A 14,106-nucleotide genomic window follows, 5' to 3' on the forward strand; every position below is an offset into this window, starting at 1 on the left:
CTTTCATAACAAGAGGACAGCAGAGCATGAACAAGTCATATCGGAGCGTCTGGAATCCCGCACTCGGGGCATGGGTCGCGGTGTCGGAAATCACGGCCGCGCGCGGCAAGCGCTCCGGCGGCCTGGGCAGCCTGCTGGTCGCGGCGGGCCTGAGCGTCCTGGCGGCATCCGGCGCCGCGCAGACCGTCGACTACAACGACGGCGACAACCTGGCGGCTGCGATCGACACGACGCCGTCGGACGTGACCCTCAACAGCCTCGGTGCGGGCACGGCCACGCAGAGCGGTGTCGTCAGCGGTACCAACGGCATCGTCAAGACCGGCGCCGGCATCATCGTCCTGGGCGCTTCCAACACGTACCAGGGCACCACGACGATCAATGCGGGCGCCTTGCAGGTGAATTCCGATGCCAACCTCGGCGCCGGCGGAGCCATCGCTTTCGGTGGCGGCACGCTGCGCCTGGGCGCCGACAACTTCTCGAGCGGCCGCGCGATCGTGCTCGGCGCCGCCGGCGGCACCGTCGATGTGGCCGGCACCCAAACCAATACGCTGAGCGGCCAGATCACGGGCAGCGGCGTGCTCACGCTGCGCAACACCGGCACCAATGCGCTAGGCAGCGAGACCCAGCGCCTGAGCATCGACAACGCCGCGAACAACTACACGGGCGGAACCGTCCTGCAGGGCAACGGGACGGCCGGCCGCCTCAATGTCTGGACGCACACGACGGGCTCCTTCGGCAGCGGCCCGATCACCATCCTCGAGAACGCCGAGCTGCGCTTCCAGGATGCCACCGCGAGCGCCGGCAACCTTGCCATCACGGTGCCGGTCGGCGTCAACACCAACGTCAACGGCAGCAACAGCGGCCTCCAGTTCCAGAACGGCGCGAACGCCGGCACGGCGACGATCACCAACAACGGTGCAGGCACCTATGTGCTGTTCGGCGGCGGAGGAGCCAGCGCGCAGCAGGCGACCCTCAACAACAACGGCGGCCGGCTGATCTTCCAGGAGAACAGCAACGGCGGCACCGCGACCCTCAACAACGGCGGCACGCTCCAGATGGCGAACACGGCGGACCTGAGCGGTGCCACCGTCGTCAATACCGGCCAGGTCTACGTCAACGACATCAGCGCGCCGGCGGCGGCGATAGGTTCCCTGTCGGGCTCGGGCAGTGTCGTACTCGGCACCGCCACGCTGCAAGTGGGGGCGCTGAACAAGAACGACACCATCAGCGGGGTGATCTCGAACACGGGCCCGGGCTCGCAGGACAAGAACGGGTCGCTCTACATCAATCCCGTGATGCTCGGCAACGGCGCCGTGGTCAAGGTCGGCGCCGGCACCCTGACGCTGACGGGCGACAACACCTACACCGGCGGCACCACCATCAGCGGCGGTGCCCTGCAGCTGGGGGCGGGCACCGCCAGCGGCAGCGTGCAAGGCAACATCGCCATCGGCAGCGGCGCTTCGCTGATCGTCAATCGCTCGGACAACATCACACTGACCAACGCGCTCAGCGGCAGTGGCTCGCTGGCGCAGAGCGGCCCCGGCACCACGACCATCGGCACGGCCAACACCTACAGCGGCGGCACCACGCTCAATGCCGGCGGGCTCACCATCACGGCCGTTGGCGCGCTGGGCACTGGCGCCGTGACGATCAACGGCGGCACTTTCGGCACGCAGGCCCAGCTGGACAACGCCGTCGTCGTGAACAACAGCTTCAATGTCGCGCCGGTCGCCTCCTCCACCTGGACCGGCCCGGTGACGCTGAATGCAGACGCCACGCTGACCCACGTCGCGCCGCTGGGCTCGATCGTGTTCGCGGGCAGCATCGGCGGTGCGCACGGCATCACGCTCGACGGGGTCGGCGGCGGCTGGAGCGGCTACGCGTACAACGCCGTCAATACCTACAGCGGCACGACCACGGTGCAGGGCAACGCCAACCTGCTGCTGGCAGCCGCGGGCACCGTGCCGGGCGACCTCGTCGTCAACGGCAACGGCAGCGTGCTCGTGAACGGCAACGGCCGCCTGGCGCCGACCGCGAACCTCACGGTCAATTCCACCGGCAATGTCGTCGCGGGGCAGCCCGTGTCCGGCGTCGAATTGCTCAACGCGACCCAGACCATCGCCCTGCTGAACGGCAGCGGCACGGTCGGGCTGAACAGCAGCGAGCTGACGGTCGGCGCCGGCAATTTCAGCGGCGCGATGTCGAACGGTGTCTTCATGCCAGGGCCGCCCCCCGGCGCTGGTTCGCTGGTCAAGGCCGGCACCGGTACCCTGACGCTCTCAGGCGCCAACACCTACACCGGCAGCACCACCGTCAGCGGCGGCACCTTGCGTGCCGGCGCGACCAACACCCTGAGCGCCGTATCGGCGCACAGCGTGGCAGCTGGCGCCACGCTCGACCTGGCGGGCTTCAGCCAGAGCATGGCCTCGCTCAACAACGATGGCACCGTCTCGCTGGTCGGCGCCACGCCCGGAACCACGCTGACGGTGAACGGCCCCTACGTCGGCAACAACGGCACCTTGCGCCTGGGCACCATGCTCGGCGCCAGCGGCCCGTCCGACCGGCTGGTGCTCGACGGCGCCACCGCCGTCGCCAGCGGCAGCACCACCTTGCAGATCACCAACCTCGGCGGCCTCGGCGGCCAGACCGTGGGCAGCGGCATCGAGGTGATCACCGCGCTGAACGGCGCAACCACCACGGCGCAGACGACCAAGAGCGCCTTTGCGCTCGGCGGAGCGGGCCACGTCGATGCCGGCGCCTTCGAGTACCGCCTGTACGCCGCCGATGCGAGCGGCGCCGGGGAGAACTGGTATCTGCGCTCGGAAGTCATTCCGCCGCCCCCTCCACCCCCGCCGCCCCCGCCACCGCCCCCGCCGCCCCCCGGCCCGCCGGCGCCTACGGCTCCACCTGCGCCTCCAGCTCCGCCGGCTCCCCCGGCGCCACCCGCTCCGGCGCCCGCGCCGGTACCGGTCACGGCCTACCGCGCCGAGGCCCCGATGCTCGCGGCCCTGCCGTCGCAGCTGCGCCGCACCGACCTCGCGATGATCGGCAGCCTGCGCAGCCGCCTCGGCGACGACGATGCGAGCGCGCGCGCGATCGCCAGCCTGACGCCGGTGGGCGGTGCGCTCTCGGCCGAGCGCCGCGCCTGGGCACGTGCCGTCTACAGCGATGTCGACATCCGCCAGTCGGGTGTCGTCAGCCCATCGACGCAGGGCCACGTCGCCGGCGTCCAGGCGGGCACCGATCTCTACGTCTCACAGCTCGGGGATTGGCACGCCGGTGTGTATGTCGGCACCCTCGACGGCGATGCCGACCTGAGCGGCTTCGCCAGCGGCGTCTATCGCCCGGTCGGCAGTACCGATCTGCGCGCCCGCTACCTCGGCGCCTACGCCTCATATGCCAACGCGACCGGCTTCTACGTCGACACCGTGCTGCAGTACGGCTCGCATCGCTTCACCATCCGTCCGCTCGGCGGCCTCGCGGCCTCGGGCAAGGGCAACAGCCTGACGGCCTCGGTCGAAGTCGGCCAGGCCTTTGCGCTCGGCGGCGGCTGGACGATCGAGCCGCAGGCGCAGCTGAGCTACCGCAAGGCGCGTGTCGACGACCTGGCGATCGCAGGCGCCCTGGTGCAGCAGGACGATTCCGGCAACTGGACCGCCGGCCTCGGCGTGCGCGTGAAGGGGGACATTTCCACCGCGGCCGGGCGGCTGCAGCCCTATGCACGCGTCGGCGTGGTTCGCGGCAGCGGCGGCAGCGATGTCGCGCGCTTCGTCAACGGCCCTTTCGTCACGCCCATCGGCAGCACGGGCAACTACACCTCGGTGGAACTGGCGGGCGGCGCCACGCTGTCGCTGAGCAGAACCGTGAGCCTGTACGGCGAAGTCGGCAAGGTCTTCAGCGCCGGCGGCGACACCAAGGTGAAATCGTCGATCCAGGGCGCGATCGGCGTGCGCGTGCGCTGGTAGCAAAGAAAACGCGGCGGGTGGAACTCGCGTGCGCCGGGCGGCTCGTACCGCCATGCGTGTCCTGACCACCTCCCCCGGTTCTCTTCCCCGGCGCACGGTCGCCGCCGCGCTGGTCGCAGCGCCCGCCCTCTGGCTCGGCGCGCGCGCGCAGCCGCAGGCGGCGCGCCTCGCCACGCCGTCGCAGACCGAAGGGCCGTTCTACCCCGTGCGCCTGCCGCAGGACGCGGACAACGACCTGCTGCGCAACGGCACGCTGAACTACCGCAGCGGCCAGCCGGCCTGGGTCGAGGGCAGCGTGACCGATCTGGCCGGCCGGCCGCTGCGTGGCGCCCAGGTCGAGATCTGGCAGTGCGACCAGGACGGCCACTATCACCACCCCGGCGACGGCGACCGCGCCGATGCCGCGTTCCAGGGCTTCGGCCGAGTGGCGGTCGATGCCGACGGCCGCTATCGCTTTCGCACCATCCGGCCCGTGGCCTACAGCGGCCGCACGCCCCACATCCATGTCAAGGTGAAGTTGGGCGCACGCGAGTTGCTGACGACGCAGCTCTATGTGGAGGGCGACCCCGGGAACGCGCGCGACTTCCTCTGGCGCAACCTGCCGGAGGCCTCGCGTGCCGCGATCACCGTGCCTTTCGAGCCGGCGGCGGATGGCGTGCGGGCGCGTTTTCCGATCGTCATCGCGGCCTGAGGCGGGCCGCTCTCAACGCTGCGACAGCACCTCGGCGAACATCGCGGCATCGACGTTGCCACCGGTCAGCGCAATGCCGACCGTCTTGTCCTGCCAGCGCGAGCGCTGCTGCATCGCGGCCGCCAAGGCCGCCGCGCCTGCGCCTTCGGCCACGTTGTGCGTGTCGGTGAACAGCGCGCGCATCGCCGCGGCCACTTCCTCGTCGCTCACCGCGACCACCTCGTCGGCCTCGCGCCGGATCACTGCCAGCGCCTCCGGCACCGGTGTGCGGCAGGCCATGCCGTCGGCCAGCCGCGTGCTGACGGGCGCCTCGATCGGACGGCCGGCACGGAATGAATCGAGGTACGCGGTCGCATGCGCCGACACCACGCCGACGAGCCGCGTCTTGACGCCGCAATGCGCACGCGCCGCCGCCGCGGCCGCGAAGCCGGAGCCCAGTCCGATCGGCACGAACAGCACCTCGGGCGGCGCATCGGCCAGCGCTTCGAAGAATTCCACATAGGCGGTCGCGACGCCGCGCACCAGCTCGCGGTGGAAGGAGGGCACGCGGTGCAGCCCGTCGCGCTCGGCCAGGTGCGCGGCATGCTCGCTCGCGGTCTGGAACTCGTCGCCGTGCTCGACCAGCGTGACGCCGAGCGCGCGCATGGCCGCGTTCTTCTCGACCGAGTTGCCGTGCGGCACCACGATGGTCGCCGCCAGGCCGTGGCGCCGCGCGGCGAAGCCGACCGACTGGCCGTGGTTGCCGCGCGTGGCGCTGATCACATGGCGCACCCCGGGCTCGTCGCGCGCCAGCGTCTCGAAGTAGGTGAGCCCGCCGCGCAGCTTGAAGGCGCCGGCCGGCGTGTGGTTTTCATGCTTGGTCCACACCGTGCAGCCCAGGCGCCCGGCCAGCAGCGGCCAGGCGTACTGCGGCGTCGGCGGCATCGCCGCGTAGACGGTGCGGCGCGCGGCGGCGATCTCTTCGCGTGTGAATCGCATCGGCTACTTGCGTTCCGGCAGCGCGATGCGCACCGCGAGCGCGGCCAGCACGCTGCCCATCACATAGCGCTGGGCGCGCAGCCAGCCTTCGCTTCGCGACAGGAAGGCCGTCAGGCGCGCGGCACTCAGCACCAGCAGCACGTTGACGGCACCGCTGACGCCGATCTGCACCGCGCCCAGCATCAGGCTCTGCAGCAGCACCGAGCCGCGCTCGGGATGCAGGAACTGCGGGAAGAAGGAGAGGTAGAACATCGCCACCTTGGGGTTCAGCAGATTGGTGACGAAGCCCATGCTGAAGAGCTTGGCCGGCGGATCGTCGGGCAGCAGCCGGGCCTCGAAAGGCGCGCTGCCGCCCGGCTTGACCGCCTGCCAGGCAAGCCACATCAGGTAGGCCGCGCCGGCCAAACGGATGGCGTCGAAGGCGAAGGGCACGGCGATCAGCAGCGCCGTCAGCCCCAGCGCCGCGGCCATCAGGTGCACCACGAAGCCCAGCAGCACGCCGGCCAGCGACATCAGTCCGGCCGCGCGGCCCTGGCACAGCGTGCGCGAGACGCAATAGATCATGTTCGGGCCGGGCGTCAGCACCAGCACCAGCGCGGCGAGCGCGAACAAGGCGAGTTCGGTGGAGCTCATCGGCATGTCAGATCCCCTCGGAGTCGAGCGTGACGGTGCCGCGCGGCGTATCGAACACCGCGCGGAGCCTGGGCGCGCCGGTGCTCACCGGCACGTTCGAAAGCCCGATGGCTTCCATCGCCGCGTCCAGGTCGCCGGCGCGCGGATGCGCGACGGTCAGCGAACGCAGCCTGACGCCGGAATCGGCCATGCCGTCGCTCGGATGCACCGGGCCCCATTCGATCAGCGTGGGCAGCGTGCCGTACATCAGGCGTTGGCCGTCGTCGCGCACCGTGATCTGCCATGCGAGCCGGCCGGCCGGCGTCTCGCGCGAGGCTTCGAGCACGCGGCCGCGGTCGATGCGCTGCCGCGCCAGGGCCTGCACGGCCGCGCCGGCATCGGGCACCTCGGCCACGAAGTGCACCAGCCGCGGCCCGCCGCGTGCCAGGCCGGCCTGCAGCTCGGCATCGTCGAGGTCGAACCAGCGATGGGTGCCGGCGGCCCGCGTCGGCCTGGCCTTGGGGTCGATCGCGATGATCTCGAGATAGGCGCGCGGGAATTTGACGGTCGCGATCTTCATCAGGCGGTTGTGTGTGCCCATCAGCGGATGCGCGCCGCCTGGGCCGGGCGCGATGCCGAAGGTGGCTTCGCACCACTGGACGCCTTCGTCGAGGTCGCCGGCGGCGATCACAAGGTGGTCGATGCGCGCTTGCACGAGGCCTCCTAGAGCGTGACCTTGCCGTCGATGCAGGTGACCGAGTCGCCGCCGATCCAGACCTGGCTTTCCGCGTCGCGCGACACATGGACGCGTCCTGCGCGGCCCAGGCACTGGCCTTGCGCCGCGAGGTAGCGTTCGGGCAGGTGCCCATCGGCGATCAGCCATTGCGCGAGGCTGGCGTTGAGGCTGCCCGTGACCGGATCTTCCTCGACGCCGATCGGCGCCGCGAAGGCGCGCACCTCGAGGCCGATGCCTTCGTCGTTCGAGCGCGCGAAGGCGCGCGCCTCGCGGTTGGAACGCGAGATCAGGGGCGAGGCTGCATCGTCTTGCGCCGCAGGGACGCCCGCCACGCCGACCTTCTGGCCGAGCTCCTTGAGCATGCGGTGGTCGGGCTTGAGCGCGAGCACGGTGTCCGCGTCGTCGAGCAGCAGGCCCAGCCACACCGGACCGTTGTCGAGCAGCTGCGCAGCCACGATCTGCTGCGACTTGAGGCCCAGCGCGGCGGCCACCTTGGCCAGCAGCGAGGGGCTCGGCGCGCTGCGCCTGAGCGGCGGCGCGGCGAAAACGAGGCGTTCGCCCTCGTGCCGGATCGGCACCAGGCCCGCGACGCACTGCTGGACGATGCGGCCTGCCGCCTTGGGCCGGCCGCCGGCCTGCAGCCAGGCATGGCAGCTTCCCAGCGTCGGGTGGCCGGCAAAGGGCAGCTCGCCGCCCGGCGTGAAGATGCGCACGCGGTAGTCGGCCGACGGCTCGGTCGGCGGCAGCAGGAAGGTGGTCTCTGAAAGGTTGGTCCACTTCGCGAAGCTCTGCATCGCGGCATCGTCGAGGCCGGTGGCGTCGAGCACCACCGCGAGGGGATTGCCGAGATAGGGCTTCGCCGTGAAGACGTCGACTTGCTTGAAGGGGCGGGTTTTCATGAGCTTCATTCCAGTGCGAGGTCGAGCACGCCGCGTGCGCCGGCGCGGCTGCGCAGATCGGCGAACCAGCGCTCGACATGCGGCCAGGCGGGCCGCGTGTATTCGGTCTGCGGCAGGCCGAACCAGCGGTGCGCTTCACAGCCCACCGGGATGTCGGCCATCGTGAATGCATCGCCGAGCATGAAGGCGCGCGTGGCGAGGTGCGCGTCGAGCAGCGCGAACAGCGGCTCGGTGGCATGCACCGAATGCGCGATCACGGCCGGGTCGCGCTGGCCCGAAGGCACGCGGACCCACTGCCTGAAGGCACCGGCGCTCACCGGATTCAGCGTGGTCTGCTGCCAGTCCATCCAGCGCTCGGCGTCGAAGCGTGCGGCCAGCGGCTCGGGATAGAGCTTGCCGGGCGAGTGCTTGGCGCAGAGGTAGCGCACGATCACGTTCGATTCCCAGAGCGTGACGCGGCCCTCGCCCTCGCCGTCGTCGATGGCCGGCACCAGCGCGTTCGGATTGAGCCTCAGGTATTCGGGCGTCTGGACGATGCCGAACTTGCCGCCGGCCTCGGTGCGCTGGAAATCGAGCCCGATCTCCTGCGCGCACCACACCACCTTGCGGACGTTGATGGAGCTGATGCGCCCCCAGATATTGAGCATGGTCAGAATCCCTTCGAGGGGCGGTCGATCAAGAGAAGACGAACGGCCAGCGCGATCATCACCGTGGCGAGCAGGCCGCGCTGGAAGCCGGCGGCGCCGCGCCGGCGCTGCAGCCAGCGGCCGATCTGTCCGCTGCAGGCACCCAGCACCGTGTTGAAGACGAGCCCGGCCAGCGAGAGCGCGACACCCAGCATCACCAGCTGCATCGGCACGCTGCCGCGCGCCGGGTCGACGAACTGCGGCAGGAAGACCATGAAGAACAGCAGCGCCTTCGGATTCACCAGGTTGTTGAGCCAGGCCATGCGCAGCACGCGCGCGAAGCCGGCGCGATCGGCGTGCGCCTGCAGGCGTGCATCGCCCGAGCGGAGCGCCTGCCAGGCGAGCCACAGCAGGTAGAGCGCGCCCGCATAGCGCAGCAGGTCGAAGGAGGGCGGCCATGCCGTCACCAGCGCGGTGACGCCGGTCGCGGCGCACAGGGTGTGGACCAGGTCCGCCGCCGCGATGCCGAGCCCGGCCGCGAAGCCGGCGCGCGGCCCCAGTGCGACGCCGTGCGAGAGCACGAAAGCCATGTTGGGCCCGGGCGAGAGGAACAGCGCCAGCACCGCCACCAGGAAGAGCGAGAGGGTCGCGAGGTCGATCATGGCGTGCGCGTCTCGAGGTAGGGCGTGATGTTCTTCATGGCGCGCGCGACATAGGCTTCTTTTTCGCCCACCGGCGCGACGTAGTGGAGCGCATCGGCCGCGGCCTCGGGGCCCTCGGTGCGCGCGATGATCCACGCAGCGAGATAGGGCGACGCGAGGCAGCCGCCCGCGGTCGCCACGTTGCCGGCCGCGAAGAAGGGCTGGTTCAGCACCTCGATGCCGGCCTCCTGCACCCAGGGCTTGGTCGTCAGGTCGGTGCAGGCCGGCACGGCGCCCAGCAGGCCCAGCTTGGCCAGCAGCAAGGTGCCCGAGCATTGCGCGCCGATCAGCTGGCGCGACGGGTCGAGCGTGAGCGCCGAGAGGATGGCCGGATCGGCCGCGATCTCGCGCGTTCGGATGCCGCTGCCGACGATCACGGCCTCGGCCTCGCAGGCATCCGCCAGGGATGCGCTGAGCTTCACCGTCACGCCGTTCATGGACGTGACCGAGGCGCTCGGCCCGGCCAGGCTGACGCGCCAGCCCGGCTTCTTGATCCGGTTGAGGACGCCGAGCGCGATCAGCGAGTCGAGCTCGTTGAACCCTTCGAAGGTGAGGATGGCGATGTGCATCGTCGTGCCTTGATTCGATGCCCGTTACACGGGACTGGCGGCGAGTTGGCGCTCGACCTCGGCAGCCGCGTTGTGCGCCAGCTGCTCGCGCACGGCCTCGCCCAGCGCGGTGATCGCGGTGTCGATCTCCTCGACGCTCGCGGTCACGAAGGACAGGCGCAGCGTACGCGGATCGCTGGCTCCCGCATAGAAGGGCGCCCCCGGCACGAAGGCCACGCCGCGTTCCACCGCCTTCGGCAGCAGCGCCACCGCGTCCATGCCCTCGGGCAGGCGCAGCCACAGGAACATGCCGCCGGCCGGCTTGTTGAACTCCACGCCCAGGCCCTTCATCTCGCGCGCCAGTGCGGTCAGCATCGCATCGCGCTGGCGCTTGTAGAGCGCGCGGATGGTCGGCACGTGGCGATCGAGGAAGCCCTCTTTCATCACTTCGGCCACCATGCGCTGGTTGAAGCCGGGGCTGTGCAGGTCGGCCGCCTGCTTGGCCTGCAGCAGCTTCGGGAAGATGGCCTTGGGCGCCACCATGAAGCCCAGCCGCAGGCCCGGCGCCAGCACCTTCGAGAAGGAGCCGAGGTAGACGCAGCCTTCGGGGTTGCGCGCGGTCAGCGGCAGCGGCGGGGCTTCGTCGAACCAGAGGTCGCCGTAGGGGTTGTCCTCGACGATCGGAAGCCCGGCCTTCGCGGCCGCGGCCGATACTGCGGCACGGCGCTCCTCGGTCATCGTGCGGCCGGTGGGGTTCTGGAAGTTGGGCAGCAGGTAGACGAAACGCGCGTCCTTCGCTTTTGCCACGAGGTCGTCGACCGACACGCCCTCGTCGTCGCTGGCCACGCTCACGGGCTCGGGCTCCATCGGCGAGAAAGCCTGTAGCGCGCCCAGGTAGGTGGGCGTCTCGACCAGCACGCGGCTGCCCGGATCGAGCAGCACCTTGGCGATCAGGTCCAGGCCCTGCTGCGAGCCGGTGGTGATCAGCACCTGCGCCGGATCGACCGGCCAGGGCAGCATCGCCGCGACCGCTTCGCGCAGCGGGGCGTAGCCTTCGCTGGCGGCGTACTGCAGCGCGGCCTGGCCGTCCTTGTGCAGCACTTCGGCGCAGGCCTCGGCGAAGGCGCTGATCGGGAAGGTCTTGGGCGAGGGCAGGCCGCCGGCCAGGCTGATGATGCCGGGGCGCTCGGTGACCTTGAGGATTTCACGGATCACCGAAGGGTTCATCTTTTCGGCGCGGGCGGCGAGTTTCCAGTTCATGTCGTTTCCTTGGATGTGCGAGTCGTTATCGTGATGCCGCTGCGAGCACGGCGGGCGTGCGCGGTTGCGAGAGCTTCTTGCCGGCCACCACGGTGGCCACCACCGCCCCCGCGAAGCCGAGGGTGACGATGTCGATCGGCTCGCCGAGCAGCGGCACCGCGGCGAGGATCGAGAGAAAGGGTTGCAGCAGCTGGGTCTGGCTCACGCGCAGCGCACCGCCCATCGCGAGGCCGCGGTACCAGGCGAAGAAGCCCATCCACATCGAGAATACGCCGACGTAGACGAAGCCGATCCAGGCCGAGACGGCCACCGGCTGCTCGGGCCACAACCACAGCGTGCCCGGCAGCGTGACGGGCAGCGCCATCACGCAGACCCAGCAGATCACGCGCTCCGCGCCCAGGGCTGTAGTGACCTGCGCGCCGTAGATGTAGCCCAGCGAGGCGGCGAACACCGCGCCGACCAGCAGCAGGTCGCCCCAGGCGAAGCCGAAGGCGGCGCCCTGGTCGCCCGCGCGCAGCACGGAGAACACGATCACCAGCGCGCTGCCTGCCAGCGCGCAGAGCCAGAAGCCGAGCCGCGCGCGCTGGTGCAGCACCCAGGCCGCGCAGGCTGCCGTGACCAGCGGCAGCAACGCCGTGACCACCGCCGCATGGCTCGCGCTGACCACGCGCAGCGCATAGGCCAGCAGCAGCGGGTAGCCGATCGCGTTGCCCAGCACGGCCATGCCAAGCGGCGTCCACTGATGGCGCTGCGGCAAGGGTGGCCGCGTGACGAGCAGGAAGATCGCCGACAGCACGCCGGCCAGCGCCGCGCGGCCCAGCGTCACGAACCAGGGCGAGAGCTGCGGCGCGTCCTGCGTGCCGGTGGCGAGCCGCGTCATCGGCAGCGTGACCGCGAAGAAGGCGACGCCCAGCACGCCGAGCCACATGCCCAGAGTCTCGTCCTTGATCTTCATACGCTCGCCATCCACCAGGCCGTGAGCACCAGCACGGCGGCCATGGCGCGGTTGAACCAGAGCAGCCGCTTTCCCTGGGCCAGCCAGTTGCGCAGCAGCGCGCCGGCCAGCGCATAGATGAAGTTGCTTGTGAAGGCATAGACCAGCATCACCGGCGCCACGATCGCAAGACGCTGCAGCGCATCGGCATGGCCGGCGATCCAGCCCGCCACCAGCGTCAGCGCCAGCAGCCAGGCCTTGATGTTGAGGAACTGCAGCAGCACGCCCTGCTTGAAGCCGACCGAGAGGCGCCGGCCGTCGGCCTGGCCCATCGTCGCGCTGCCGCTGAGTTTCCACGCCAGCCACAGCAGATAGGCGACGCCGAGCGCCTTGATGGCCCAGCGCAGCGACGGCGCGGCGAGCACCAGCGCGCCGATGCCGGCCGCGCACAGCAACAGCAGCAGGGTCCACCCCACCGGTACTGCAAAGACGAAACGCATCGCGCGCGGCAGGCCGCCGTTGGCGGCGAGCGTGGTCGACAGCGTGGTGTTCGGTCCGGGCGAGAAACTCATCGCCGTGGCCAACACCAGCAGCGCGGTGAATTCTTGCCAGTTCATGGGACACACTCTAAACTGAGGACCATTACAGTACCGATACAGATCGCCGGACAAGAGTCGAGCCTGTATCGGTCCAACGATCGACACAGAACACAGACGCGCATGCTGACACGGACCTCGACCCAGTCGCTGACGGAGCAACTCGCCGACCGTTTTTCCGAGCGCATTCGCACGCGCCTGCTGGCGCCCGGCGCGCGCCTGCCCTCGGTGCGCGAGTGCGCGCGACAACAGGGCGTGAGCCCGCACACGGTGGTCGCGGCCTATGACCAGTTGCTCGCGCAGGGCCTGGTCGAAGCCCGGCGCCAGCGTGGCTTCTATGTGCGCGACTCGATCGCGGCACAGGCCGGGCCGGCCTTGTCGACCATGGGCCCGATCTCCGAGCAGCCCGCCGCCAAGCCCGTGCCCGCCGATGCGAGCACCCTCATCCGCGGGATGTTCCATCGTCCCAGCGACAAGCCGCAGCCTGGCATGGGCGTGTTCCCGTCCGAATGGCTGGACTCGCCCTTCACGGCCGCTGCGGTGCGCCGCGTGACGAGCACCCGGGCGCTCAAGGATTTTTCGCTGCAGTACGGCGAGCCCGCGGGCGACAGCGGCCTGCGCCGCAGCCTGGCGACCAAGCTGGCGAACATCAACGTGCCGGCCGGGCCGGAACAGATCGTGACCACCGTCGGGGCGACGCACGCGCTCGACATCGTGAGCCGCACGCTGCTGCGCGCCGGCGACGCGGTGATGGTCGAGGAGCCCGGCTGGGCGCTGGAATTCGCGCGGCTCGAGGCGCTCGGCATGCGCATCCTGCCCGTGCCGCGCAAGGCCGAAGGGCCGGATCTCGAAGTGATGGAGCGTTACTGCGATGCTGGGAACGGCCACAAGCCCAAGCTCTTCGTGAGCGTGAGCGTGCTGCACAACCCGACCGGCTACAGCCTCACCCCGGGCAGCGCGCACCGCGTGCTGCAGCTGGCGAACAAGCACAACTTCCACATCGTCGAGGACGACACCTACAGCCATCTCGCGCCCGAGCATGCCACCCGGCTCAGCGCGCTCGACGGACTACAGCGCACCATCTACGTGAGCGGCTTCGCGAAGATCCTGGCGCCCAACTGGCGTATCGGCTTTCTCGCTGCCTCGCCGGCCTTGGTGGGGCGCATGCTCGAAACCAAGCTGCTCACGACCTTGACCACGCCCTCGCTGTTCGAGCGCGCGCTGGCGTGGTGTATCGACCAGGGGCAGTTGCGCCGGCATGCCGAGCGCATCCGGCTGCGGCTCGACGGCGCACGTGGACGTACTGTCAAGCTGGCGCTCGCAGCCGGCTGCACGCTGGCCTCGGAGCCGGCGGGGCTGTTCGGCTGGGTCGACACCGGTGTCGACACCGATGCGCTGACCCAGCGCATGCTCGACGAGGGCTATCTGCTGGCGCCGGGCTCGCTGTTCCATGCGCGGCGTCCGCCGAGCACCCTGATGCGGATCAACTTCGCGACGGCGCAGGACGCGACTTTTTGGAAGGTGTTCGCGCGGGTGAAGACGCAGCTCTGAAGCCGGGCG

The 14,106-nt window shown here is 70.3% G+C and carries 13 protein-coding genes; 3 read left to right on the top strand and 10 right to left on the bottom strand.

Annotated features, from left to right (window positions below; genetic code table 11):
* The first annotated feature begins 26 nt into the window (after positions 1-26).
* The gene (locus ACSQ9I_RS04325; RefSeq protein WP_436312379.1) at positions 27-3,965 is read left to right on the top strand and encodes an autotransporter outer membrane beta-barrel domain-containing protein; all 3,939 of its coding nucleotides are present in this window, start codon (positions 27-29) and stop codon (positions 3,963-3,965) included.
* A gap of 52 nt (positions 3,966-4,017) precedes the next feature.
* Positions 4,018-4,656, top strand: a complete 639-nt coding sequence (locus tag ACSQ9I_RS04330; protein WP_436312380.1) for an intradiol ring-cleavage dioxygenase — start codon at positions 4,018-4,020, stop codon at positions 4,654-4,656.
* A gap of 12 nt (positions 4,657-4,668) precedes the next feature.
* Here ACSQ9I_RS04330 and ACSQ9I_RS04335 read toward each other — a convergent pair whose 3' ends face one another.
* Genes ACSQ9I_RS04335 through ACSQ9I_RS04380 form a run of 10 tightly spaced genes read right to left on the bottom strand, consistent with a single transcriptional unit; the run spans position 4,669 to position 12,567 of the window.
* Entirely contained in the window at positions 4,669-5,634 is a 966-nt protein-coding gene (locus tag ACSQ9I_RS04335) for a threonine dehydratase (RefSeq protein ID WP_436312381.1), read from the bottom strand.
* Positions 5,635-5,637: 3 nt separating this feature from the next.
* Entirely contained in the window at positions 5,638-6,273 is a 636-nt protein-coding gene (locus ACSQ9I_RS04340; protein ID WP_436312382.1) for a LysE family translocator, read from the bottom strand.
* 1 nt (position 6,274) lies between these two features.
* Entirely contained in the window at positions 6,275-6,961 is a 687-nt protein-coding gene (locus ACSQ9I_RS04345; RefSeq protein WP_436312383.1) for a VOC family protein, read from the bottom strand.
* A gap of 8 nt (positions 6,962-6,969) precedes the next feature.
* The gene (locus ACSQ9I_RS04350; protein WP_436312384.1) at positions 6,970-7,881 is read right to left on the bottom strand and encodes a PhzF family phenazine biosynthesis protein; all 912 of its coding nucleotides are present in this window, start codon (positions 7,879-7,881) and stop codon (positions 6,970-6,972) included.
* Between the two features lie 5 nt (positions 7,882-7,886).
* The gene (locus ACSQ9I_RS04355) at positions 7,887-8,528 is read right to left on the bottom strand and encodes a glutathione S-transferase family protein (protein WP_436295442.1); all 642 of its coding nucleotides are present in this window, start codon (positions 8,526-8,528) and stop codon (positions 7,887-7,889) included.
* A 2-nt stretch (positions 8,529-8,530) separates the two neighbouring features.
* The gene (locus ACSQ9I_RS04360) at positions 8,531-9,169 is read right to left on the bottom strand and encodes a LysE family translocator (RefSeq protein WP_436312385.1); all 639 of its coding nucleotides are present in this window, start codon (positions 9,167-9,169) and stop codon (positions 8,531-8,533) included.
* Positions 9,166-9,777, bottom strand: coding sequence for a DJ-1/PfpI family protein (locus ACSQ9I_RS04365; protein WP_093111377.1), 612 nt, complete (start codon positions 9,775-9,777; stop codon positions 9,166-9,168). Before ACSQ9I_RS04365 ends, ACSQ9I_RS04360 begins: the two co-directional genes overlap by 4 nt.
* A 24-nt stretch (positions 9,778-9,801) precedes the next feature.
* Positions 9,802-11,016 carry a PLP-dependent aminotransferase family protein gene (locus tag ACSQ9I_RS04370; RefSeq protein WP_093111379.1) on the bottom strand — a complete coding sequence of 405 codons (1,215 nt, stop codon included), beginning with the start codon at positions 11,014-11,016 and terminating at the stop codon, positions 9,802-9,804.
* 25 nt (positions 11,017-11,041) lie between these two features.
* The gene (locus tag ACSQ9I_RS04375; protein ID WP_436312386.1) at positions 11,042-11,971 is read right to left on the bottom strand and encodes a DMT family transporter; all 930 of its coding nucleotides are present in this window, start codon (positions 11,969-11,971) and stop codon (positions 11,042-11,044) included.
* The gene (locus ACSQ9I_RS04380; RefSeq protein WP_093111383.1) at positions 11,968-12,567 is read right to left on the bottom strand and encodes a LysE family translocator; all 600 of its coding nucleotides are present in this window, start codon (positions 12,565-12,567) and stop codon (positions 11,968-11,970) included. The genes ACSQ9I_RS04375 and ACSQ9I_RS04380 overlap by 4 nt, the downstream gene beginning before the upstream one ends.
* Positions 12,568-12,669: 102 nt before the next feature.
* Here ACSQ9I_RS04380 and ACSQ9I_RS04385 point away from each other — a divergent pair, with 102 nt between their 5' ends.
* Positions 12,670-14,097, top strand: a complete 1,428-nt coding sequence (locus ACSQ9I_RS04385; RefSeq protein ID WP_436302811.1) for a PLP-dependent aminotransferase family protein — start codon at positions 12,670-12,672, stop codon at positions 14,095-14,097.
* The last annotated feature ends 9 nt before the right edge of the window (positions 14,098-14,106 follow it).

It is taken from the genome of Variovorax sp. LjRoot84 (assembly GCF_964254305.1).
In the GTDB taxonomy this organism is placed as follows: Bacteria; Pseudomonadota; Gammaproteobacteria; order Burkholderiales; family Burkholderiaceae_C; genus Variovorax.

Excerpts from the sequence above, each read along its gene's own strand:
- ACSQ9I_RS04325 (WP_436312379.1), top strand. The coding sequence starts at position 27 with ATGAACAAGTCATATCGGAGCGTCTGGAATCCCGCACTCGGGGCATGG.
- ACSQ9I_RS04355 (WP_436295442.1), bottom strand. The coding sequence starts at position 8,528 with ATGCTCAATATCTGGGGGCGCATCAGCTCCATCAACGTCCGCAAGGTG.
- ACSQ9I_RS04330 (WP_436312380.1), top strand. The coding sequence starts at position 4,018 with ATGCGTGTCCTGACCACCTCCCCCGGTTCTCTTCCCCGGCGCACGGTC.
- ACSQ9I_RS04350 (WP_436312384.1), bottom strand. The coding sequence starts at position 7,881 with ATGAAAACCCGCCCCTTCAAGCAAGTCGACGTCTTCACGGCGAAGCCC.
- ACSQ9I_RS04365 (WP_093111377.1), bottom strand. The coding sequence starts at position 9,777 with ATGCACATCGCCATCCTCACCTTCGAAGGGTTCAACGAGCTCGACTCG.
- ACSQ9I_RS04370 (WP_093111379.1), bottom strand. The coding sequence starts at position 11,016 with ATGAACTGGAAACTCGCCGCCCGCGCCGAAAAGATGAACCCTTCGGTG.
- ACSQ9I_RS04380 (WP_093111383.1), bottom strand. The coding sequence starts at position 12,567 with ATGAACTGGCAAGAATTCACCGCGCTGCTGGTGTTGGCCACGGCGATG.
- ACSQ9I_RS04385 (WP_436302811.1), top strand. The coding sequence starts at position 12,670 with ATGCTGACACGGACCTCGACCCAGTCGCTGACGGAGCAACTCGCCGAC.
- ACSQ9I_RS04375 (WP_436312386.1), bottom strand. The coding sequence starts at position 11,971 with ATGAAGATCAAGGACGAGACTCTGGGCATGTGGCTCGGCGTGCTGGGC.
- ACSQ9I_RS04360 (WP_436312385.1), bottom strand. The coding sequence starts at position 9,169 with ATGATCGACCTCGCGACCCTCTCGCTCTTCCTGGTGGCGGTGCTGGCG.
- ACSQ9I_RS04340 (WP_436312382.1), bottom strand. The coding sequence starts at position 6,273 with ATGCCGATGAGCTCCACCGAACTCGCCTTGTTCGCGCTCGCCGCGCTG.
- ACSQ9I_RS04335 (WP_436312381.1), bottom strand. The coding sequence starts at position 5,634 with ATGCGATTCACACGCGAAGAGATCGCCGCCGCGCGCCGCACCGTCTAC.